Annotated in this window: 18 protein-coding genes; 3 read left to right on the forward strand and 15 right to left on the reverse strand. The window is 35.5% G+C overall.

What is annotated here, in order from left to right; genetic code table 11:
• The first annotated feature begins 8 nt into the window (after window positions 1-8).
• Window positions 9-536 carry a hypothetical protein gene (locus tag KFZ70_RS16230; protein WP_139698218.1) on the forward strand — a complete coding sequence of 176 codons (528 nt, stop codon included), beginning with the start codon at window positions 9-11 and terminating at the stop codon, window positions 534-536.
• 43 nt (window positions 537-579) lie between these two features.
• Here KFZ70_RS16230 and KFZ70_RS16235 read toward each other — a convergent pair whose 3' ends face one another.
• The 11 genes from KFZ70_RS16235 to KFZ70_RS16285 form a co-directional block, all read right to left on the reverse strand.
• Window positions 580-2013 (reverse strand): rubredoxin domain-containing protein, encoded by a 1434-nt coding sequence (locus KFZ70_RS16235; RefSeq protein WP_139698217.1) that lies wholly within the window; start codon window positions 2011-2013, stop codon window positions 580-582.
• The gene (locus tag KFZ70_RS16240; protein WP_139698216.1) at window positions 2013-5534 is read right to left on the reverse strand and encodes a nitrate reductase; all 3522 of its coding nucleotides are present in this window, start codon (window positions 5532-5534) and stop codon (window positions 2013-2015) included. The genes KFZ70_RS16235 and KFZ70_RS16240 overlap by 1 nt, the downstream gene beginning before the upstream one ends.
• A gap of 124 nt (window positions 5535-5658) precedes the next feature.
• The gene (locus KFZ70_RS16245; RefSeq protein ID WP_139698215.1) at window positions 5659-7086 is read right to left on the reverse strand and encodes an MFS transporter; all 1428 of its coding nucleotides are present in this window, start codon (window positions 7084-7086) and stop codon (window positions 5659-5661) included.
• A gap of 299 nt (window positions 7087-7385) precedes the next feature.
• Complete coding sequence (locus KFZ70_RS16250; protein ID WP_407515741.1) at window positions 7386-7538, reverse strand: LuxR C-terminal-related transcriptional regulator; 153 nt, start codon at window positions 7536-7538, stop codon at window positions 7386-7388.
• Window positions 7526-8053: a response regulator transcription factor gene (locus KFZ70_RS16255; protein ID WP_407515742.1), complete on the reverse strand. Its 528-nt coding sequence runs from the start codon at window positions 8051-8053 to the stop codon at window positions 7526-7528. The genes KFZ70_RS16250 and KFZ70_RS16255 overlap by 13 nt, the downstream gene beginning before the upstream one ends.
• A 52-nt stretch (window positions 8054-8105) precedes the next feature.
• Entirely contained in the window at window positions 8106-8495 is a 390-nt protein-coding gene (locus KFZ70_RS16260; RefSeq protein ID WP_139698213.1) for a RidA family protein, read from the reverse strand.
• Complete coding sequence (locus KFZ70_RS16265) at window positions 8488-10305, reverse strand: ATP-binding protein (protein ID WP_139698212.1); 1818 nt, start codon at window positions 10303-10305, stop codon at window positions 8488-8490. The genes KFZ70_RS16260 and KFZ70_RS16265 overlap by 8 nt, the downstream gene beginning before the upstream one ends.
• Window positions 10306-10315: 10 nt before the next feature.
• Window positions 10316-10900 carry a DUF4202 domain-containing protein gene (locus tag KFZ70_RS16270; RefSeq protein WP_139698211.1) on the reverse strand — a complete coding sequence of 195 codons (585 nt, stop codon included), beginning with the start codon at window positions 10898-10900 and terminating at the stop codon, window positions 10316-10318.
• 23 nt (window positions 10901-10923) lie between these two features.
• Entirely contained in the window at window positions 10924-11301 is a 378-nt protein-coding gene (gene nirD, locus KFZ70_RS16275) for a nitrite reductase small subunit NirD (RefSeq protein ID WP_139698210.1), read from the reverse strand.
• Window positions 11302-11436: 135 nt separating this feature from the next.
• A complete protein-coding gene (gene nirB / locus KFZ70_RS16280) occupies window positions 11437-13950 on the reverse strand; it encodes a nitrite reductase large subunit NirB (protein WP_139698209.1) in 2514 nt (837 codons plus the stop codon).
• A gap of 158 nt (window positions 13951-14108) precedes the next feature.
• The gene (locus KFZ70_RS16285) at window positions 14109-16403 is read right to left on the reverse strand and encodes an FdhF/YdeP family oxidoreductase (RefSeq protein WP_139698208.1); all 2295 of its coding nucleotides are present in this window, start codon (window positions 16401-16403) and stop codon (window positions 14109-14111) included.
• Window positions 16404-16501: 98 nt separating this feature from the next.
• On the opposite strand from KFZ70_RS16285, the gene KFZ70_RS16290 reads away from it, so the two are divergent.
• Complete coding sequence (locus KFZ70_RS16290; protein ID WP_139698207.1) at window positions 16502-17527, forward strand: LacI family DNA-binding transcriptional regulator; 1026 nt, start codon at window positions 16502-16504, stop codon at window positions 17525-17527.
• A gap of 72 nt (window positions 17528-17599) precedes the next feature.
• On the forward strand, window positions 17600-17962 hold the full coding sequence (locus KFZ70_RS16295; protein WP_139698206.1) for a helix-turn-helix domain-containing protein: 363 nt from the start codon (window positions 17600-17602) through the stop codon (window positions 17960-17962).
• On the opposite strand, the gene KFZ70_RS16300 is transcribed toward KFZ70_RS16295, so the two are convergent.
• The 4 genes from KFZ70_RS16300 to KFZ70_RS16315 all read right to left on the reverse strand — a co-directional run bounded on the left by KFZ70_RS16300 (window position 17938) and on the right by KFZ70_RS16315 (window position 22943).
• Window positions 17938-18459, reverse strand: a complete 522-nt coding sequence (locus tag KFZ70_RS16300) for a lactoylglutathione lyase family protein (protein WP_139698205.1) — start codon at window positions 18457-18459, stop codon at window positions 17938-17940. The genes KFZ70_RS16295 and KFZ70_RS16300 overlap by 25 nt on opposite strands.
• A gap of 264 nt (window positions 18460-18723) precedes the next feature.
• Complete coding sequence (gene xylE, locus KFZ70_RS16305) at window positions 18724-20103, reverse strand: D-xylose transporter XylE (RefSeq protein WP_139698204.1); 1380 nt, start codon at window positions 20101-20103, stop codon at window positions 18724-18726.
• A 2-nt stretch (window positions 20104-20105) separates the two neighbouring features.
• Entirely contained in the window at window positions 20106-21431 is a 1326-nt protein-coding gene (gene xylA, locus KFZ70_RS16310; RefSeq protein ID WP_139698203.1) for a xylose isomerase, read from the reverse strand.
• A 27-nt stretch (window positions 21432-21458) separates the two neighbouring features.
• A complete protein-coding gene (locus tag KFZ70_RS16315; RefSeq protein ID WP_139698202.1) occupies window positions 21459-22943 on the reverse strand; it encodes a xylulokinase in 1485 nt (494 codons plus the stop codon).
• Window positions 22944-23108: the final 165 nt, after the last annotated feature.

Below are 23108 nucleotides of genomic sequence, written 5' to 3' on the forward strand. Positions count from 1 at the left end.
TATTAGTCATGAAACACATACTCATAACCCTATGCTTTGCAACAGTATGGATTACAAATGCACAAAATCATGCCATTGCCCATGTTAGTACCTCTGAGCACATTGATTTACTCAAAACAAAAGCAAAGCGCACAACAGCGCATCACTCAAATCATTATTTTTATAGTATAGCTAGTGTTAATTCTTCAAAACCAGTAAAGCAGCTTCAAAATAAGATTATTGATTTCAATATAAGAACAACGCACGTCTTTGATAATTCAGAAGAGGCAACTTACGATATTCGTTTTAAAAACAGCAACGGTATAGCCTTAGTGACTTATAATAACGAAGGGATTCTAATTGCTTCAAAAGAAGTATATAAAAATATCAGTACACCACTTCCTATCAGAAAATTGATTTCTCAAGCATATCCACTATGGAACATTAAAAGTACCTTGTATACCGTACGCTACAATAAGCACCAACCATCTGCCAAATGCTTTACAGCAGTGGTAACAAAGGGCGATTTAAAAAAGACGATAAGCTTTAACTTATAAATTCACCTTTATAAAAATGGCTGTGTTCACACACAGCTATTTTTTATTGTTTTACCAAAACCTTTTTTTTAAAATTGCCTTTAGGTGCTTCGCAAAGCGAACATTCATACGTTTCTGGCAACTCTTCAAAAGGTGTATTAGGAGGAATATTTTGAGTAATATCTCCGTAATTTTCATTATACACGGTTAAGCAGTCTGAACATTGGTACACTTCCTCCTCAAATGCTTCTTTTTCTACCAGTTGTACTTCTTCCTCTTCTCGCTCTGTACCTAATTGTTCAAAGTATAACTGACTAAGTTCCATTAACAACCCAGGTAATTCCACCTTATCAACATCTTGAACATGCATGATATATTTTCGGGTATTAGGATCAAAGTTTTTAGCGTAAAGCAAATTATAGGTATCTCTCACTTTAAAACCTCCTTTTAACTCAGGCTGTCTGTTTTTTTCTATAACTATAGACGTAAAATTATAGGTATCGCTATCATAACTGGTTATACCAAAAGTTAAGCCATACGTACTAATATCGTTTTGATCAAAGTTTGTTACCAAGTATTTTTTTAAACTTAATGCATCTTTATCATTTACAGGAACATGCCAGTTCATTTCTAACATAGAATGACGCACATTAATACCAAACTTACCAAGCAGTTTCTCCCACTGTAACTTTGATTTTAAAGGAATTCCTTTCACGATAAACGATTTCCATGGTGTAATGGAAATTTTTCCTATTTTATTTTCTGAACACAACTCACACATGGCCTTTAAAAAGGGAATATCATAACGATTATTTCTCCAATACAGGCCTAACCAATACCTATCAGTTCCAATTCTGTTCATACCTTCGTAATAAGGAAAAGGATAAAATGGCACTTCTAAAGGCTTGTCTACCGTTCTGTTATTGGTATCGATAGCATCACTCACCAAATCAAAAACCATTTCAATAGTTTCGGGTTCTTCAATAAGAATGTTTTCAATAGCCTTTTCTATTTTATTCATGTCCCAGCTGTAAATTAACGCTGGATACATTTTGGTTTTATCCCAACCGGGAAGTCTTACATACAAATACCAGTAATCTTCATGCTCTGAAGCTATAAAATTAACATTACCTGTAAATAACGGTACCAAACGCTGCTTGGGGTCTGTAACATTAATTCGAAGTTTAGGATGATGTTTAAACTGCTCTAAAACATATAAATATTTGTCACTTGTAAGCCATGAGGTACTTGCTAAAATTTCAGCAGAAACGTATGAGGATGAAATATTTTCAACACCATCTTGTTTAGGCTTTACAAAACTAATTTTATCAAACTGGGAAAATTTACTTTCATCTATTTCCTCTGGAAAAATAATATCTTGTCTTGATCCAAAAGAAATAGAGTCTAAACCTAAATGTTCAGCAGCTTCACAAATATATTTCAATTCTCCTGGTGATAATACACCGCCGTTAATCATTAATCTATATGGCTCTACCATTACGCTAATACTTTTGAATTATGAAGAATTTCTCTCACTTCTGTTTTACAACTACCACAACCTAAGCCTGCTCCTGTTTTATTACAAAGTTCTGTAAAATCTGTGCAACCTTTTGCTATAGCATCTTGAATATTGCCTTCTCCAACTTGACTACACGAACATACCAACTTACCTAAAACTGGCGTGTCATTTGATGCGCCTCTAAGTAATTTATCTCTTTTGTCAGCCATTTCAATCTTGCTCTCAATCATGGTTTTAAATTCGGCAAATTCATTTTTATCACCCATTAAAACAGCTCCTAGCAATAAATCATCTTTTACAATGCATTTTTTATAATAACGCTTTTTGATATCTGTAAAGATAATTTCTTCATAGCTATCATCATGCTCTGGCACATTAATATCCCCTATACTACACAAACTTAAATCATTGAACTTAAGTATGTTCATTAAAACAGAACCATTATAAGCTACACTAATATCTCCAGCAATAAAATTGGCCAGTATATTAGCTTGTTCTTCAGCTGCCGATGTAATTCCGAAGAGTTGATTGTTAAACTCTGCTATTTCTCCAATGGCAAAAATATCTGGATGTGATGATTGTAAATGCTGATTTACAACAACCCCTCTTCTGCAAGAAATACCATTCTCTCTGGCTATTTCAACATTGGGAATGGTTCCAATAGCATAAACAATAGCGTTGGCCGTGATGAATTTTCCACTTTTTAGTGTGATGTTTAATTCACCTGTTTCATCATCGTCAAATACGGTACTTACCTCATTATCAAAATAAATTTGAATACCACGTTCTTGAACATCTAAGGCTAGCAACTTACTCGATATCTTATCTAACTGACGCTCCATTAAGCGTGAAGCTCTTTGAACAATGGTGATCTTAGCATTTTTGTGCTTCATAGCAGCAGCTAATTCTAAGCCCAATAAACCACCTCCAACAATAACTACATGTTGCTCTTCTGGAGGCAAACCTGTAGCATCTAAATACGCCTTGAAATCGTCTGCATCTTTTTTATTACGCATGGTAAAGCGTCCTGGTAAATCAATTTGAACATCACTAGGAATAAACGCTCTACTGCCTGTTGCCAATATCAATTTATCAAAACTGTGATTTTCATTATTAGTATCAGTTACTACTTTACTAACCTTATCAATCTTTGATATGGATGTTTCTGGATGCAGATGAATATTTAACTTACCCAGTTCTTTCTCTTTAATCTTTAATAATTGTTCCCAAGTTAATTCTTCGGTTACATATTCAGGAAGTAACACCCTATTGTAAAAAAGATTGGGTTCTTTAGAAAACACATGAATTTCATCAGCCTGATTGTATTCCCTGTAATTTTGAACAAACCTAAATGCCGCAGCACCAGCACCTACAATAATGATTTTTTCAACTTTCTTTTTGTATTTTGATACTGAAACTCTGGTAAACTTAAAATCGGGTTCTTTAGAAGTTGGATCTACATGCGTATTTGTTAAGTTATTGGCTCTGTTTAAATTACTTTGCAATTGTTTTCCCCAGTGCATAGGCAAAAACACAACGCCTTTTTTTATATTTTCTGTAACATTAGCACGCACGCGTACTACTCCATTTTCTCCTTTAATCTCTACAATATCACCGTCTTCAATCTTATATAAATAAGCATCAATAGGGTTTATTTCTAAAACGGGCTTAGGGTAATGGGTTTTTAATCGTGATACTTTACCGGTTTTTGTCATAGTATGCCATTGGTCTCTAACACGACCAGTGGTTAATATCAACGGAAAATCAGAATTTGGCTGTACTGATGTATTATATGTTTTACTTGGAACATTGAACTGTGCTTTTCCTGAAGGCGTATAGAATTTTTTATCTTCAAACAATCGGGCTGTTCCTTGATGTCTGTACTCTGGTACTGGCCATTGAAAAGTGCCTTCATTTTTCAGTCTGTCATAGTTGAGAAAAGACACGTCAATATTAGTTCCTTTGGTCATAGAAGCATACTCGTCATAAATCTCACTGGCATTATTAAAATTAAAACCTCTGTAGCCCATGCGCTCTGCAAAATCACAGAATATTTCTACATCGGGTCTAGCTTCGCCCGGCGCTTCTATCTCTTTTGGTAAATATGAAATCCGTCTTTCAGAATTTGTCATGGTACCTTCTTTCTCTAACCATGCGGCTGCAGGCAACACCAAATCGGCAAAATGCACCGTATCAGATTTATAAGAAATATCCTGAACCACTACAAACTTGGCATTCTTCATGGCTTTTTCAATACGGTTTGAATTTGGCAAACTAACCAACGGATTGGTGCAGGCTATCCAAACCGCTTTCAGTTTTCCACTTTCAAGGGCATCAAACATTTCAGTTGCTGTTAAGCCTGGTTTCGGATTTATTTTTCCTACTCCCCAAAACTGCGCTACTTCTCGGCGGTGTTCTTCATTCATCAAATCTTTGTGAACGGCTAATAAATTAGCCATGCCGCCTACTTCTCTACCTCCCATAGCATTGGGTTGTCCTGTAAGTGAGAACGGTCCTGAACCTGGTTTACCTACTTGACCTGTGATTAATGAAAGGTTTAATAAGGATACATTTTTATCTGTACCCACCACACTTTGATTTAATCCCATGGCCCACATACTGATAAAGCCTTTAGAAAGCCCAATATATTTTGCAGCCTTTTTAATATCATCTTCTGAAACGCCACATTGTTTGGAAGCTTCTTTTAAAGATGTAGATAAAATTAAACTTTTATACTCTTGAAAACCATCTGTATATTTTGAAATAAAACCTTCATCAATCAATCCGCTTTTGTATAAACAACGGCCAATGGCATTGTATAAAATAACATCGGTTCCTGGAAGTAATTGTAAGTGCAAATCTGCAAAATTCGCTGTATCAGTTTTTCTAGGATCTACAACTATTATTTTTACATGAGGGTTTTCTTCTTTATGTTTTTCAAGCCTTCTGAATAATATAGGATGACACCATGCTGGATTTGCTCCAGTAATTAAAAACGTGTCTGCCAATTCGATATCGGCGTATGAAATGGGAACACTATCTTCTCCAAAGGTTTTTTTATAGCCCACCACAGCAGAACTCATACAAAGTCTGGAATTGGTGTCAATATTATTAGTACCAATAAAACCTTTGGTTAGCTTGTTGGCTATATAGTATTCTTCGGTTAAACTTTGTCCTGACACGTAAAAACCAACGCTATCTGGCCCATGCTTTTTTATGATCGATTTAAAAACACTTGCAGCCCTATCTAAAGCATCATCCCAACTCACGCGCTCTCTAGGATGTGATCTGCTCCAACGCATTTCAGGGTATAAAATTCTATCTGAAGTATCATTAGCCACATAATGCAAGTTCATACCTTTTGAACATAACATCCCTTTGTTAACCGGGTGGTCTTTATCGCCCTCAACAAAAACCTTATTATTATTGTCTTTTTTTACAATAATTCCGCAGCCAACTCCGCAATAAGAACACGTTGTTTTTACTTCACTTTTAATCATTCAGACAAACTTTTATACTAAGTAATACAATATTATAACGAGAAACAAATGGTTCATTCATTATTCTGAATACTATAAAATTGATTCTCTATTTTCCAGATTTAATAAAAATCAATGTTTAAATTTAGCTTTTTACTTTTACTGGCACTAAGTCTTCTGCTCTAACATTTGCATCATTAGCGGCCACACTTTCATCTTCACTTGAAAAACGAATAGCTAAAGAAACTACCGCAGTTACAACCACTATGGCACCAATTATGAAATACCCACTAGACACTGCGGTAGCTGAAGCTGCAGATTGTGCAGCTTTTATGGCTTCTTCACCTAAACCCTGATTTGCTGCAATAGCTGTTTTTTCGGCTACAGCCGATTGTGATTTTAATAACATAGCAGCTAAAAATGCCCCTACATTACCTCCAGCCCCAACTATACCAGAAACAGATCCAATTGCTTTTTTGTTTATAAATGGCACCACAGAAAATGTAGCTCCCTCAGCCATTTGAACTGATAAACTAAATAATATTAAAAATGCGATACCAACAACAACACTAGTAGTTGTTGAGAAGGTCATCAACATAGCGCCTTGAACAGCAAGAATACCAGATAAGAACAATACTCTACCTCGTAACCCTTTTAATTTTCCAAATTTATCGCCAAAGAAACCACCTAAAGTTCTGGCAAATATATTCATAAGTGCAAAAGACAACACTATATTTCCAGCGGTTACACGCTCAAGCTGAAATGTATTTTGTAAATAATCATCCATAGTACCATATACCGTCAATTCAATACCAAAGCAAGAGGCATATACTAAAAATAATATCCATGTTCTATAATCTTTTAAAACGGTAGCAAAACCAACTTGATCTTTCTTCTTTTCTATTTCAATTCCTGAAGCTTTCAAATCTTTAAAATTGCCCTGAGGTGTATCTTGGGTGAAAAAATAATACACAATACCCATAACAAAACAAACTATACCCGCTATAACCATAGAGTATCTCCAGGCCTCTCCTTCGGCAACTCCAAAACCAACAACAGCGGCTGCAATAATTGGCATACCTAATCTATTGGCTCCTCCGCCAAGATTTCCCCAGCCTGCTGAAGTAGCATTAGCTGTCCCCACTATATTTGGCGCAAACATTAAAGAAGTGTGTACCTGAGTTATAACAAAAGAGGCGCCAATAAAACCAATAAACAATCTGCATGTTAAAAATTGTAACGGCGTTTGCACCAATCCACATAAAATTACAGGAATAGCGCCTAGCATAAGCAACCAAGTGTAACATAATCTTGGCCCATACTTATCACATAATTTACCAATAAGTAACCGGGCAAATACTGTTCCTGACACGGCAAGGATAATAGAATTCCATTTCTGGTCTGGCGTTAAACCCAAATCTTTAACCACATCTGGCATAAATGGTACTATACCAAACCATGCAAAAAAGCAAAGAAAAAAGGAAATGGCGGTAATCCAAAAGGTGCGTATTGAAACGTTTTTCAGATTTAACAAATTTAATGTTGTAGACTTAGTTTGTGCTGTAGTATTCATAATCAAGTACTTTTATACGTACAAATCTACGTATTAATACTTAATTTATGCTTACAAAAAATTAAGTAAGTAGGAAAAAATGTGAGGTTGATAATTTTAGAAGTCTCATTTTAACTATTTGATAAAATATGATTTAAAATTAATGCGATTTTAAGAATTTAATGTTGTAAAAACTCTTGAATCATACGTAAACCTCCTTATTTTGGCAGTGACTTACTTAAAATTGACTAGAATACAAGGACAAATACATGCTTGATAAAAAAGTATTTGCTTAAAAAAAACAGAGAAGGTGAAGTTGATTAGATTAACTGAAATTCTTTGGCCTTATTACTAAGCTCCATTAAATTTTTAACATCCATTTTTTTCATGAGATTAAATCGATGTACTTCGGCTGTTCTTTTACTAATTTTTAATTCTTCAGCAATGTCTTTATTATTTTTTAACTGGAGCACCAAAGCCAATATTTGCTTTTCACGCTTAGTAAGCTTAAACGGATCTTCTCTTTTACTTCTACTTTTGCATCTACAGCGGTACTGGTATTACCATTTACAAAATTGTTCATGATAATAGCAGAAACATCACCTGTAAAATATTTACCTCCGGAAGCTACCTTATTCAAAGCTTTTAAAAACTCTTCCTTACTAGCTCCTTTCAACAAATACCCATCTGCTCCAGCTTGTATAGCTTGAATCACATATTCCTCTGAATCGTGCATAGATAGCACCAATGTTTTCACATCATGATAGTGCTTTTTAACCTCACCTACTACCTCAATACCATTCATTTCTGGCATCCTGATATCTACAATTAAAACATGAGGTCTATTTTTATCAACAATATCTATAGCCTCTTTTCCATTAGAAGCTTCATCAATAACCACGACACCTGATTGGTCTTCTAACAATGCTTTAATACCATCACGTACTAACACGTGATCATCAGCAAGTACAACATTTATTACATCCATACGGTTCAAATTATATCTGCAAAAGTAATAAAATTAAGTAATACTACTTATTTTATCTTTTAAGGGCTGTTACTTCTATCTCAATCAGCATGTTATCATTAGCTAATCCCGCAGAAATCATAGTTGCTGCTGGCTTTACCGTTCCAAAATATTTCTTTAAAACAGGCCAGCATTTCTTAAAATCATCAGCATTGGGTAAAATGTAAGAGACCCGTACAATATCCTGTAAAGAACTTTCTGCTTGTTCGAGTACCTCTTTAATGTTTAAAATGCATTGTTCGGTCTGCTTAACAATATCATTACTAATGGTCATATTAGTATAATTATACCCTGTTGTGCCAGACACAAACACCCAATCACCCTGAACAACAGCTCTTGAATATCCAATCTCCTTTTCAAATGTAGAGCCTGAACTAATTAATGTTCGTTGTGTTTTATTCATTTAAAGGAATATTAAGTGTTACACGTGTCCCTTTTCCTTCTTCAGACGTTAGAAACAAACGTCCTCCAATATAATTGATGCGCTCACGCATAAAGGTCATACCCATTCCTCCATCACCTGTTTTTATGCGCTTTATGGTCCTAGGATCAAACCCCTTACCATTATCATCAACTACCAAGCTCAATATATTTTTACTATGTGATAAGGATACAATGATATGCGTAGATTCAGCATACTTAATGGCATTATTTATGGCTTCTTGAGTGATACGATATATATTAATCTCAGTAAGTGAATCTAATCGTTGATTAAAGTCTGTTTTATTGAAAAATACAATTTCTTTTCCTGTAAGTCTGCTTAACTCATGTGTTAGCTTTATAATAGCTGGTACAATACCATGATCTGTTAGTTCTGGCGGTGTAAGATTAAAAGTTGCTGTTCTAACCCCTTTGATAATGTTTGACGTTAGCTCCTTTAAATGTTCAATTTTAGCAGCAGCTTTTTTTACATCATTGGCATCAATGCTTTCTAAGTTATATTTTAAACCAGTGAGCATTTGGCCAATGCCATCGTGAACATCTTTGGCTATCCTATTCTGTTCTTTCTCCTGATTTTCAATGATTTTACTTGAAATAATTTTCTGCTGACTCATCTTTTCCTCAAAGCTTTTTGTAGTCAACCTATCAATTTCAATTTGTGCTTTCTTTCGATCTGTTATTTCAGAGGCTATGATTAACAATTCAGATTTTTCTTCTGTTGGGGTATAAGGAATCATTGCTAACTCTAACCAAATATCTTTACCTTCTTTAGTTCCTGCTTTAACCTCACCTTGCCATCCCGTTTTTTTATGCTTCACTATCAAATCTTCAATAACCACTCTTTCATTTTCATTGGGAGAAATCACATTCCAAAACAACACATTATCATTAAATTTTGAATAATTAAATAACCTTGAAAATTTATTCCCCATATGTACCACACTCCCATTTGGTAAAATTCTGGCAAATAATAGAGTGTCATCCATGGCGCGACTTAAAGCTCTCAGCTCTCTAATAGATTTTTCTTTTGCTGCACTTAATATATCAGCATCAAAAGCCATTTTCTTAGCGCGACTTTCTGCCAACAACAAATCGGCCAGAATAGATTTTACCGATTTTGCCGCAGGCCAAAAAATGAATAAAAATTCACCCAACAAAATAATCAAGGTTAAAGCTGTAAGCCATAGCTCTAACTTTCTTAACCACTCTACTTTTTCATCGGCCTCTAAATCATATTGATTCACAATATCATCCATCAATGTCAAAAAAGCCGCTTCATGACTCGTTACCTTATTTATATCCGCCATGTAGGCCTCTAGCGGAAGCGGTGGTACGTTTTCAATCTTTTCAATAATAGCCTTAGAAGCCAAGCTAATGGTATCAAAAATAGGATTGATTAGTTTAAACTTTGAAGTTACTACCTTACTATTGGTTTTAGGTAACCCTAAACTATCATTGCCATACTGCAAGGCCACGTGCGACAATTCCCAAAGATGCAAGGTTTCTTTAATCTTATCTTTTAACTCAACCTTTCTTTGAAAATTGGTTTCTGAAGCAATTGAGACGATATCCTTAGTTAACTTCTGACTTAGCATACGTTGTCTCCCAGCTACATTTATAACCGTAGAGTCGCTCTCTTGCCTACTAAGATGTGTTCGTATTAAAATTTGACTTACTATAACTGATACCGCAATAGTACTTAAGGCAAGAACATATAAACTGCGTAATTTATCAAACGTACTTTGGTCTAATGAATTACTGTTTTTTGTCATTGGCCTACATTTAAGAAATAGCTTGTTTTACCAAGGCCAAACTTTTATCTGAATACGGAAGCTTTAAAGCTGCTTCGTGCCCTTTATCAGACATTTTAACCCAGGTTTTTTTAAGAATATCAATAATCTTTTCGTCGTTATGCTTATCTGCAAACTCCTCAAAATAATAATCTAAAAACACCAAGCATATGGTATCTTCAAGTGTTTGTGATTCTTCATTTTTCTTAATCAGTTTTTTAAGAATAATAGCTTTTACTCTATCAATAAACTGATCATCATAGCCTACCGATTTTAAGATATCGGCCGTTAAATCAGCATGCATCTTTTTTAGGGTTTCACGCCATTTTAAATAGCCCACCCTATCCATTGGATATTCATCACGCGCAATTTTCCAACGGCATATATGCTGTGCTCTTGCTGCAATTTGTAACGCCTTTGAAGCATTAGGCTCAAACTGTAATAATTTGCGTGTCATACGCTGCGAGTATAATAACTCTTTAGGGTAGTCCATACCCGCAACTTGGTATGTATTTATATCTTCAGAATTGGCTTTATCAATTAAAGCTATTGCGGTTTCAAATCTTGTCGGCTTCATTTTTATGTATTTTGGTCTATTCGTTAATCCGAAAAGCCAATATACACATTTCCGTTTTCAATTTTAACAGGATAAGTTGCTATTTTTAAATCATTACCTCCTAAACCACTTCCATCTTCTAAAGAAAAGTTCTTTTTATGCATGGGGCAAGCTACTTTAGGAATATCATCTTTATCACCTATCATTCCCAAAGAAAGCACCATTTCCATTTTATGCGGGCACAAATTTTGAGTAGCGTACCATTTTCCTATTCTAGAAAAATTATAAACAGCTATTTGCTTGTTTTTATACTTAATACAGGCGCCGCTATTTTCTGGAAAATCAGTGGCTTCCCCCACTCTAAACCATTCGTTTACGGCATCTTCTGTAACCGTTTCGTATCGACTAAGTATTTCTTGCATATCTTTAAAATTTGTATCCGTTATTCTTTTTTTAGCGTTACCCAAGGGTCAGGCTTTTCGCTATATCTTTTTTTCCTTCCTCAAAAAAGGATGCCGCTTCAATCCCTAACGCAGCCTATTTGCTATAGCAGGTGTTTAACTCCAAGCCTTTGGCATTTTTTGCTCACGCATAGGCACAAACACTAAATTATCATCCGTATCATCAGAGTTTACAAAGTGTTTAAAACGTTTCATCATCTCAGGATTTTCAATAGCTTGTTTCCATTCACACTCATATTTGTTAACTAAACCTTGCATTTCGTTTTCAAGCTCTTCGGCAATCCCTAAAGAATCTTCAATCACCACCTGTTTTAAATACTCTATACCACCTTCAAGTTTTTCTAACCAAGGTGCTGTTCGCATTAATGGAGCCGCCGTACGTATGTAGTACATTAAAAATCGATCTAAGTATTTTACAGCAGTTTCATCATCTAACTGCTCTGCCAGTAGTATAGCATGCTTTGGGGTAGCACCTCCGTTACCGCATACATATAAATTCCACCCACCATCAACAGCTATTAATCCAAAATCTTTACCTCTGGCCTCAGCACATTCTCTAATACATCCTGAAACGCCCCCTTTTAATTTATGTGGTGAACGTAAGCCTTTATACCTATTTTCAATATCAATTGCAAAGGTCACGCTCTCATGCATACCGTATCGACACCAGGTAGATCCTACACAACTTTTAACGGTTCTTAATGATTTTCCGTAAGCATGACCACTTTCAAAACCAGCATCAATCAACTCTTTCCAAATCATAGGTAATTCATGAATTTGTGCTCCAAATAAATCTATTCTTTGACCACCAGTAATTTTGGTATATAAATCATATTTTTTAGCCACTTCACCAATGACGATCAGTTGATCTGGTGTAATTTCCCCACCAGCAACTCTAGGTACCACTGAATATGTACCATTACGCTGAATGTTAGCCAAAAATCTATCGTTAGTATCTTGAATACCAGGCTGTCGATTAGGTGTTTCCATGGTAATGGTGGCAAAAATAGAAGCTAAAGCAGGCTTACAAATTTCACAACCATGACCTTCTCCAAATAAATTTAAAGCCTCTTCATAATCGGCCACCTTATTAACCTTTATTAAATCATAAAGCTCTTGTCTGTTAAAATTAAAATGCTCACAAAGCACTTCTCTAACCTCTTTCCCTAGTGATTTTAGGGTTTCATTAACTAAATCAACCACCATAGGTTTACAGCCTCCACAACCAGAGGTTGCTTTGGTTTTTTCAATCACATCACTTAAATTATTGCTCTCGCCTTCAGTTAAAGAACAACAAATATCACCTTTACTTACACTCTCACAAGAACAAACCTGAGCTGTATCTGGTAAATCTAACACACTTCCAAATGACGCACCGCCCTCACTTGCTGGCAAGATAAGCTGCGATGGATCCTCTGGGATAGCCATACCATTTAGGTATATTTGGTGCAACATATTATAATCGGTTGCATCGCCGACAAGAATACCTCCTAGTAAGCGTTTACCATCATGGCTTACATTAATTCGTTTATATAAATATTGCGTTTTATTTTCAAAAATAATAGAATGCCCTTTTGATGCTGGCATAAACGGTTCTCCAAAACTAGCTACATCAACACCAATAAGTTTCAATTTGGTAGACATATCTATATCCTCAGGCATTAATGTTTCCGTTTTACCAATAATTTGATCAACAGCAACCGCAGCCATATCATAACCAGGCGCTACAAGGCCATAAATCATTTGATTGTAAAGTGCAATTTCTCCAATGGCATAAATATTTTCATCAGATGTTTGCATCTTATTATTAACCACAATACCGCCACGAACGCCCATGTCTAAACCACAGGTTTTTCCTAACTCATCACGAGGTCTTATTCCTGCCGAAATAACCAGCATATCAACATCAAGCACATCATCTTCTCCAAACTCCATTCCCGTAATAAACTTATCACCCAATATTTGGTTGGTAGCCTTACTCAAATGAATATTTAATCCTATAGATTCTAATTTTAATTGCAATACCTGACTACTTCTCAAATCAAGTTGTCTCGGCATTAATTTGTTAGCAAACTCAACAATATGAGGTTCTAAGCCCATATCTTTAACCGCTTTACCCGCTTCCAATCCTAATAAACCACCACCCAATACCGCGGCCTTCGCATTTGGTTTTTCTTCTTTAAGTTTAGCTGCATATGCCAGCATACCTTCTAGGTCTTCAATGGTTCTATATACAAAAACACCCTGCTTTTCAACCCCTTTAATAGGCGGAACAAATGCAGAGGATCCTGTTGCCAAAACCAAATAATCATAAGAAAACTCTTGGTCTGAGACTGTAGTAATTGTTTTCTTGGATCTATGAATATCACAAACGCGTTCACCAGTGATAAGTTCAATATTGTTATCAGCATACCATTCTGCCGGAGCCATTTCAAGTGCTTTAGCATCCTGATTCTCAAAAAATTCACTTAAATGAACTCTATCATATGCGGGTCTTGGTTCCTCACCAAAAACCGTGATCTTAAAGTTTTTAGCTTCCGATTTTTCAGCAAATTTTTCGCAAAATTTGTATCCAACCATTCCGTTTCCAACTACAATAATATGCTTCATAAATTACGTATTTGAAAACAAAACTAAGTATTTATACTTATTTTTAGTTATAAAACTAAGAAAAAATCACGTAAAACATGTATTATTACTAATTTCTCAAATAGCTAGAAGAATAATTGCTTAATAGCAAAATAAAGGGTTTAGTTTTTACCGAAATGTTAAACTTTTTCAATAGTGATCTTTACACTTTTTGAAGCTGGCGTCTTCGCCGTATGTGCGTAACTCCCTAAAGGCACTAATACATTGGCCTCTGGAAAATACGTAGCACAACAACTTTTAGGAATATCATAGCCCACTACTTTAAATTGATGTGCTTCTCGAATGACCCCTTGAAATTCGGACTTTAAATTTACCACGTCTTGATCTTGCAAACTACGTAGTTTCATATCATCTCTATTCAAAAATATCACCCTTCTTTCATTAAAAATGCCTCTATATCGGTCATCCAGTCCATAAATTGTTGTATTAAACTGATCATGACTACGTATAGTCATCATAATGAGTTCATCAGGTTTTAACTCCCATTTAGGCAACATATTAATAGAGAACTGTGCCTTTCCTGTTTTTGTATTAAATTCTCTATTTCTAGCACCATTGGGCAAGTAAAATCCGCCAGGCTGTTTTATCTTATCATTATAATTGGTAAACCCTTCAACCACTTCAGCAATATCTGAACGCACCAAACCGTAATCTTCTTTATAAAGCAACCAATTTATTTGAGTACGGTCTTTTAAAGTAGCATGGGCTATTCCACAAACTACTGCAACCTCACTTAAAAGATGTTTTGAACAGGGTTCTAAGACACCTTTAGTTGAAGACACCACTCCCATAGAATTTTCAACACTCTGCATTTGTACACCTGTTTTCTGATAATCTTTTTCCGCCCGCCCTAAACAAGGTAAAATCAGCGCTTCTTTACCAGTAACCAAGTGAGACCTGTTCAACTTGGTACTCACATGAACTGTAAGATTACAGCTCGCCAAAGCTTGGGCAGAATAAACCGTATCGGGAACCGCCGAAATAAAATTGCCCCCTAACCCCAAAAACACCTTTGCTTTATGTTCATGCATGGCCTTAATGGCATCAATAACAGAATAACCATGTTTAGCAGAGGGTTTAAATCCGTATTTTATCTCAATTTTATCTAAAAAAGCTTGCGGTGCAGCCTCCCATATACCAACTGTTCTATCGCCTTGTACATTAGAATGCCCACGAACCGGACAAGTACCCGCGCCTTCTTTTCCTATACTTCCTTTTAATAACAAAAGGTTTACCAGTTCACGAATGTTATCCACTGCATTTTCGTGCTGTGTTAATCCCATGGCCCAGCAAATGATAATTTTTTCCTTGTTTAAAACAAGTTCTAAGACCTCTTCAAACACCTCTTTTGAAACTCCAGAAGCTTTTAAGCATGTTTCAAAATCATAAGTTTTTAAATCTGCAATAAAGGCCTCATATCCACTTGTATATTCTTTTATAAACGTTTTATCAAAAACGGCACCTGTTTGTTCTTCCTTTTCAAGTAATTTTAACAGTAGTGCCTTTAAAAAGGCTACATCTCCATTAATGGTGATGGGTACAAATACGTCACAAAGCTTGGTACCGCCACTAAGTAACTTTAATGGCTTCTGCGGATTTGTGAATTTCATTAATCCCGCTTCTGGTAAGGGATTAATGGCTACTATTTTTCCGCCATTTTTTTTAGTTTTTTCAAGGGCACTTAACATTCTAGGATGATTAGTAGCAGGATTCTGGCCTATAACCATAACCAAATCGGCCTTATATAAATCATCAAGGGTAACCGATCCTTTTCCAATTCCTAAAGTTTCTGATAAGGCAGATCCGCTAGCTTCATGGCACATATTAGAACAATCTGGTAAATTTGATGTACCAAACGCCCTTACAAACAATTGATATAAAAAAGCCGCTTCGTTAGTTGTTCGTCCCGAGGTATAAAATATGGCCTCATCAGGGTTTTTAAGTGCATTTAAGTGTGTGGCCACTTTTTTAAAAGCATCTTCCCATGCAATGGGAATATAATGTGAAGCTCCTTCTGCCATATACATAGGCTCAGATAAGCGTCCTGATTTTCCTATTTCAAAATCAGACCACCCCGATAGTTCATCAATAGAATGTGTTGCAAAAAAGTCGCGTCCTATTAATTTATTCTGCATTTCTTCGGCCATAGCCTTTAACCCATTTTCACAGTATTCTCCTAATGAGGAACGTTCATCATCAGGATCGGGCCACGCGCAACCTGGGCAGTCAAACCCTCCTTTTTGATTAATATGTTGTGAAATCTGTAAAAGATGTGAGGGCTTTATATATTTAAACGCATGAGTAACAGCTGCCTTTAACCCGCCAAATCCGGCACTATTTGTTGGAGGTGTTTTTACCTTCAGGTTTTCAAACGCTTCTGGAGTTAAAGCTTTATTTTGTGCTGTTTTACTCATTATTTATTGGTTTTGTTACAAAATTACATTCGACAATTTAATCAAATTAATTATTAAATTAAATATTATAACTTGTAGCACTATTTTAACTCATCTGAATGAAGAAAAGAATTACACTTAAAGATATTGCACAGCATTTTGGGGTTTCAATAGCTACAGTTTCAAAAGCGCTAAAAGACAGTCATGAAATAAGTACCAGTACAAAAACAAAAATTCAAGACTACGCCAAATCTAATCATTACAAACCCAATGTTACAGCATTAAATCTACTTAACAAAAACACCAAAACTATCGGGGTTATAATACCCAATATCATGAATTCTTTTTTTGCAAAAGTTTTTGTTGGTATTGAAAATATCGCTTCTGAAAAAGGCTATCACTTAGTATCGTGTATTTCAAATGAATCATACGAAAAAGAGGTTAAAACCATTGATTTATTAAAACATGGTTCCTTAGATGGCTTAATTATATCTTTAGCCGAAGAAACTCAGGTTTTACAAAACTATAAGCATCTCACCAATACCTTAAATGAAGGCATCCCTATGGTGATGTTTGATAGAATTTCAGAAGATATTGAGTGTGATAAAATAATTGTTAATGATTTAGAAAGTGCTTTTCAGGCAACCAAACATCTTATATTATCAGGCTGTAAACGTGTGGGTCTTATTTCGGTTATTGACAATTTAAGTGTTGGAAAATTACGCGTAGAAGGCTATAAAAAAGCGCTTCAAGAATGTGACATGCGTATTGAAGAAAAGTTGATTGTTCGTATCCATAAAAATGAAGATTTTGAAACAGCCTTAAAAATAGTTTTAGCAGACAAAACCATTGACGGCTTACTTTGTTTAGAGGAAAGTTCGGCTGTGAATGCTTTAAAACTGATTAAACAAATGGACTATAAAATACCAGAAGACATGTCTATTGCCTGTTTTACCAATGGCAAACTACTTCAATATTTATCGCCATCTATTTCAGCTATAAGCCAGCATGGTAAACACATTGGGGAAACCGCCGCAAAAATGCTTATTGACCGCATAGAAAATGAGACTGAAAACAAACCTTATGTCACCAAAATAGTAAAAACAAGTTTGATTGAGCGTGACAGTACAAAGAAATTAAACTGAAGTTTTAACATGCCATTAATAAACCCACTACCTGCTAACCGCTATTTTTGATTTTCAACAAATATGAACATTATGGCAAAAACTGAACGTATTCAATATAGCAACAAATCTTTTTCTTGTTCGCTAGCTTTTACATTACACTTAATTGGTGATAAATACAAAAGCCTAATAATATTTCATTTAAAAGATGGCCCCGTACGGTCAGGTGAATTGCAAAAGAGCATCACAGATATTTCAAATAGAATGTTTACTTATTCTATTAGAGCTTTAGAAAAAGATGACCTGGTTAAACGAAAAATTTATCCTGTAACACCCCCAAAAGTAGAATATAGTTTAACTTTTAAAGGCGAGTCTCTTCTCCCCATTATTCTTGAACTAAATAAATGGGGAGAAGATTTTGCCACAAATAATCATTTGTATGCTCCTGCTGAATAATGCAATTCGTAAGAATGTGAATAGATTTCGAAAACTGTTCCAAACGGATCTTCTACATACACCATTCTATACGGCTTTTCCCCTGGGTAATATTCTCTAATTGGCATACGCTGCTTACCACCAGCTTCTACAATTTTTTCCAATAATCCTTCAACATCTGGATCTTGAATTGAAAAATGAAACAACCCCGATCTATAGGGCTCAAAATTTGGTTTTAGATCTTTACTCTCTTTAAATTCAAACAATTCAAAACCAATTTTATCACCTGAAGAAAGATGCGCTATTCTAAAATTACCCCAGCCCTTACCAAATACATCAATACACATTTTACCAATAGCGGTTTCATTTTCTTCAGTAACTTCTGTAGGCTCCATAATCACATAAAACCCCAAAACCTCGGTGTAAAACTTTACAGCTTCTTCTAAGTTAGGCACCGTTATTCCAACATGGGAAAATGTCCTTGGATAAGGTTTGTTTACTTCGTTTAATTGATTCATATACGTTGTGTGTTACCCGTAATCTTTTAATTTAATTAATCAGAAACGGAAAATTTATAATCATTATTCAAGGCAAAAATAAAATTTAATTAACTAAAAAACAATACGTTACAAATTATGCAGATAGTTACACCAATGTGTATTTTGCTGATTTAAAGACCATAAAAGATTAAATGTTTTTTAAAATAGAACCATCCTAAATAAAAAAAGCTCAACCATAACTGATTAAGCCTGTTTTTGACGAATTCGTAGGAAGCTGTTATTTTACTTCTTCCAAATATTTTCCATTTCTTCCAAAGTTTTTCCTTTTGTTTCTGGTACCATTTTCCAAACAAATATTGCCGAAAGGACACTCATTACCCCATAAAACAAATAGGTGCCACCACTACTAAACTCCATCATGGGCGGATAGGTTGAAGAGATAAAAAAGTTTGCTGCCCATTGTGCTGCTACGGCAATGGCAATAGCCTGACTTCTTATTTTATTGGGATAAATCTCAGCAATTAACACCCAACAAATTGGACCCCAACTCATCATAAACGAAGCCGTGTAAATGATAATAAATACTAAGGTTGCCATACCAATAATGTTTTGAAAAGCTAATATTGAAATAGCAATCATGCCAACAGCCATACCTATAGATCCAGTGATTAATAACGGTTTTCTTCCCCATTTATCAACCGTTAAAATAGCCACTACGGTAAAAATCACATTAACCAGCCCCATGATAATTGTTTGTAGCATGGAGGCATCTTTTGCCGCACCCATACTTTCAAAAATTCTAGGCGCATAGTACAAAGCCACATTGATACCTACAAATTGCTGAAAAACAGACAGCAGAACACCTACTATAATAACAACCTTACCATAAGAAAATAGCTTTCCTTTAACCGAAGAGTCTACCGAGTTTTTAATATCGCCCAGAATTTCTTTTGCTTTATCAAGTCCGTTGAAACGTGTCAAAATAGAAAGCGCTTTATCATCTTTATGTTGTAACGCCAGATATCTTGGTGTTTCAGGCATAAAAAACATCAGTATGGCAAAAATGGACGCTGGAATGGCTTCAGATAAAAACATACGTCGCCAACCAATCTCATTAATCCATTCTATGGTTTGCCCGTCTGCAATGCCCCAATTCACAAAATAAACTACGAGCATACCAAAAATAATGGCAAACTGATTTAAGGACACCAACTTTCCTCTAATATCGGCTGGCGCAATTTCACCAATATACATAGGACACACTGCTGAGGCTAAACCAACACCAATACCACCAATAACACGGTAAAAATTAAATATCCACAGTAAACCTATAGAAGGAACTCCTTTTTCAAAAAACAAAAATTCTGGATTTCCTGAACCTAAAGCAGACAATAAGAATAATACACCCGCAATGATTAAGGCATTTTTTCTACCATACCGAGAAGAAACCAATCCTGAAATGGCTCCTCCAATAATACAGCCAATAAGTGCTGAAGACACGGTCATGCCATGTACAAAAGAGCCTAGCCCTTGGCTATCAATTAAAAAAGATTGTATAGATTTTTCAGCCCCTGAAATAACCGCAGTATCATACCCAAACAGCAAGCCACCAAGCGTTGCGACAAGTGTTACGACGTAAATAAATGACTTGTTCTGTTTCATAGTTATATGTATTGATTTAAAATGTTTTCAAATAATTCCTGTTTACCACTTTTTAAAGCTAGCTCACCATTCTCTTGTGCAATTTTATAAAGATCTTCCATGGTTAACTTTCCTTCCTCAAATGCTTTTCCGTTTCCAGAATCAAAAGAACTGTAACGCTCTTGTCTTAATTTTTCATACGGTGAAGATGTGATAATTTTATCAGCAATCAGCAAAGCACGAGCAAAAGTATCTGCCCCTCCAATGTGAGCGTGGAATACATCTTCTAAATCGGTTGAGTTTCTTCTTATTTTAGCGTCAAAGTTAACACCACCGCCTTGTAGGCCTCCTGCTTTTAAGAAAACCAACATAGCTTCAGTAGTTTCCTGAATATTATTTGGGAACTGATCGGTATCCCAGCCATTTTGATAATCCCCACGGTTGGCATCTAAGCTTCCTAACATACCCGCTTTTGCGGCCACTTCTAATTCATGCTGAAAGGTGTGTTGTGCCAAGGTAGCATGGTTCACTTCTATATTGATTTTAAAGTCTGCATCTAGTCCATATTCTTTTAAGAAACCTATTGCCGTAGCTGTATCAAAATCATATTGGTGTTTAGAAGGTTCCATAGGCTTAGGTTCAATAAAGAAATTCCCTTTGAATCCTTGTGATCTTGCATAATCTCTGGCCATGCCTAAAAAACGTCCCATGTGGTCTAATTCACGTCCCATATCTGTATTTAACAATGACATATAGCCTTCACGACCACCCCAAAACACATAGTTTTCACCACCTAATTTAATGGTTGCATCTAAAGCTAATTTTATTTGTCCGCCTGCTCTGGCTACCACATCAAAATCAGGATTGGTTGCCGCTCCATTCATATATCTTGGGTTAGAAAAGCAATTGGCCGTTCCCCATAATAATTTTACGCCTGAAGCCGCTTGTTTTTCTTTTAAATAATCTGTTATTAAAGCTAATCGTTCTTCTGACTCTGCAAACGTTGGTGCTTCTTGAATCAAATCAAAATCATGAAAACAGTAGTATCCAAAACCCATTTTTGTGATAAACTCAAAAGCCGCATCCGCTTTATCTTTTGCAGCTTGAATAGGGTCTGATGATTTATCCCATTCAAAATTTTGTGTACCAGGCCCAAAAGGGTCACTTCCCTGACCACAGAATGTATGCCAATAGGCTACAGAAAACTTAAAATGCTCACGCATGGTTTTTCCTGCCACCACTTGATCTGGATTATAATATTTGAACGCTAATGGATTATCTGAATCCTTGCCCTCGTATTTTATTTCTCCAATACCTTTGTAAAACTCTTTACTTCCTATTAATGCCATAATCTTATTTTATTTATCTTTTGTTTTTTATTTATTAGCTAATAATATCTCTAATTCCTTTTTCCAGTTATCATACGCCTTTGCATAAGGTACTTTATCTTCCATAGGCTTGTAGGTCATAACATGGTCATTTGCCGATATGTTATCACCAAACGTTTTATAATCGCCATCAACCAAACCAACCGCTCGTGCCGCACCAATAGCCCCCGTAGTATTATATATTTCAATATCATGTCCAATCAGTGTTGCTACCGTATCTGAAAATATTTCTGATCGGAATAAATTATCATTTCCAGCTTTAATCACCTTAATTTCCGCATTGTCATGTTTTAAAATATCCATACCGTATACAAATGAAAACGCTATACCTTCAAGGGCTGCTCTACACAAATGACCATTTCCATGCTTGTTCAAATTTAAATTACAAATATGTGTTCCTAAGGTTTTATTATTCAGCATACGCTCGGCACCATTTCCAAAAGGAATAACACAAACACCTTCTGAACCTACCGGTACCTTATTGGCCTTTTCATTCATCTCCTCATACGCATTTGACGCTAAATTATCTTTTAACCATCTGTACTGTATGCCAGCCCCATTGATACATAAAAGTTTTCCTAAATTGGTTGTTTTCTTGGAATAGTTGACATGCGCGAACTGATTTATCCTAGAGCCTTCTTTTGATTTTTTCTGATTAGTTACAGCATAAATGACACCTGAAGTACCTCCCGTTGCAGCCACGTCACCATGATTAAACACATTTAAAGACAACGCATTATTGGGCTGATCTCCAGCGCGGTAAACAATAGGAATCCCTACTGGTAACCCCGTTTCTGAAGCACCCTTTTCATTTACAACGGACTGGGTTTTAAAATTTTCTACAATATTTGGTGTTAAATCAGGATTGATACCATAATAGTCTAATAACCAATCGGCCACCTTATCTTCTTTATAATCCCATAAAATGCCTTCTGACAATCCGTTCTTTGTAGTGTTGATTTCTCCTGTTAACTTTAAGGCAATAAAATCTCCAGGCAGCATATATTTATAAATTTTAGCATAAAGTTCTGGCTCATTATCTTTAACCCATTTTAGTTTTGAAGCTGTAAAATTACCTGGTGAATTTAATAGGTGCTCCATACACTTTTCATGTCCTAAATCTGAAAACGCTTTGTTTCCAATGTCAACAGCACGACTATCACACCAAATGATTGAATTCCTCAAAGGCTCTCCCTGCTTGTCAACTACTACTAAACCATGCATTTGGTAAGAAATGCCAATCCCTGTAATTTTTGAGGCGTCAACATGAGCCTCTTTTATAGCACGTTTTGTTGCTTTGCATATGTATTGCCACCACATGTTAGGATTCTGCTCTGCCCAATTTATTTGTGGCGCTTCAATTTCCATCTCATTGGGTGGTTCATGAAGCGAAATTATATTTTTTCCTGTTTTAGCATCAACTATGGCAACTTTGATAGAAGAGCTTCCTAAATCATATCCTATGTAATACAAACTGATTGGTTTTTTAAGTAAAATGAGTTCTACCAAAGTTAAGCACAGATGCTATATGCTTGCAACAAACACCTAAAAACTTCCTATTTCACCAAAGGCACAAAAATCCATAAACACCTAAAAAACAATATATTACAAAATAATATTTATTACTTAAAGGTTTTC

The sequence above is a fragment of the Allotamlana fucoidanivorans genome, from assembly GCF_045788535.1.
Lineage (GTDB): Bacteria > Bacteroidota > Bacteroidia > Flavobacteriales > Flavobacteriaceae > Allotamlana > Allotamlana fucoidanivorans.

Bases quoted from the DNA above. Each gene is read 5' to 3' on its own strand.
- KFZ70_RS16300 (WP_139698205.1), bottom strand. From the start codon at position 18,459: ATGAATCAATTAAACGAAGTAAACAAACCTTATCCAAGGACATTTTCC.
- xylA (WP_139698203.1), bottom strand. From the start codon at position 21,431: ATGGCATTAATAGGAAGTAAAGAGTTTTACAAAGGTATTGGAGAAATA.
- KFZ70_RS16240 (WP_139698216.1), bottom strand. From the start codon at position 5,534: ATGATTAAAAGTGAAGTAAAAACAACGTGTTCTTATTGCGGAGTTGGC.
- KFZ70_RS16285 (WP_139698208.1), bottom strand. From the start codon at position 16,403: ATGAGTAAAACAGCACAAAATAAAGCTTTAACTCCAGAAGCGTTTGAA.
- KFZ70_RS16295 (WP_139698206.1), top strand. From the start codon at position 17,600: ATGGCAAAAACTGAACGTATTCAATATAGCAACAAATCTTTTTCTTGT.
- KFZ70_RS16235 (WP_139698217.1), bottom strand. From the start codon at position 2,013: ATGGTAGAGCCATATAGATTAATGATTAACGGCGGTGTATTATCACCA.
- KFZ70_RS16245 (WP_139698215.1), bottom strand. From the start codon at position 7,086: ATGAATACTACAGCACAAACTAAGTCTACAACATTAAATTTGTTAAAT.
- KFZ70_RS16255 (WP_407515742.1), bottom strand. From the start codon at position 8,053: ATGGATGTAATAAATGTTGTACTTGCTGATGATCACGTGTTAGTACGT.
- xylE (WP_139698204.1), bottom strand. From the start codon at position 20,103: ATGAAACAGAACAAGTCATTTATTTACGTCGTAACACTTGTCGCAACG.
- KFZ70_RS16290 (WP_139698207.1), top strand. From the start codon at position 16,502: ATGAAGAAAAGAATTACACTTAAAGATATTGCACAGCATTTTGGGGTT.
- KFZ70_RS16270 (WP_139698211.1), bottom strand. From the start codon at position 10,900: ATGAAGCCGACAAGATTTGAAACCGCAATAGCTTTAATTGATAAAGCC.
- KFZ70_RS16265 (WP_139698212.1), bottom strand. From the start codon at position 10,305: ATGACAAAAAACAGTAATTCATTAGACCAAAGTACGTTTGATAAATTA.
- nirB (WP_139698209.1), bottom strand. From the start codon at position 13,950: ATGAAGCATATTATTGTAGTTGGAAACGGAATGGTTGGATACAAATTT.
- KFZ70_RS16230 (WP_139698218.1), top strand. From the start codon at position 9: ATGAAACACATACTCATAACCCTATGCTTTGCAACAGTATGGATTACA.
- nirD (WP_139698210.1), bottom strand. From the start codon at position 11,301: ATGCAAGAAATACTTAGTCGATACGAAACGGTTACAGAAGATGCCGTA.
- KFZ70_RS16260 (WP_139698213.1), bottom strand. From the start codon at position 8,495: ATGAATAAAACACAACGAACATTAATTAGTTCAGGCTCTACATTTGAA.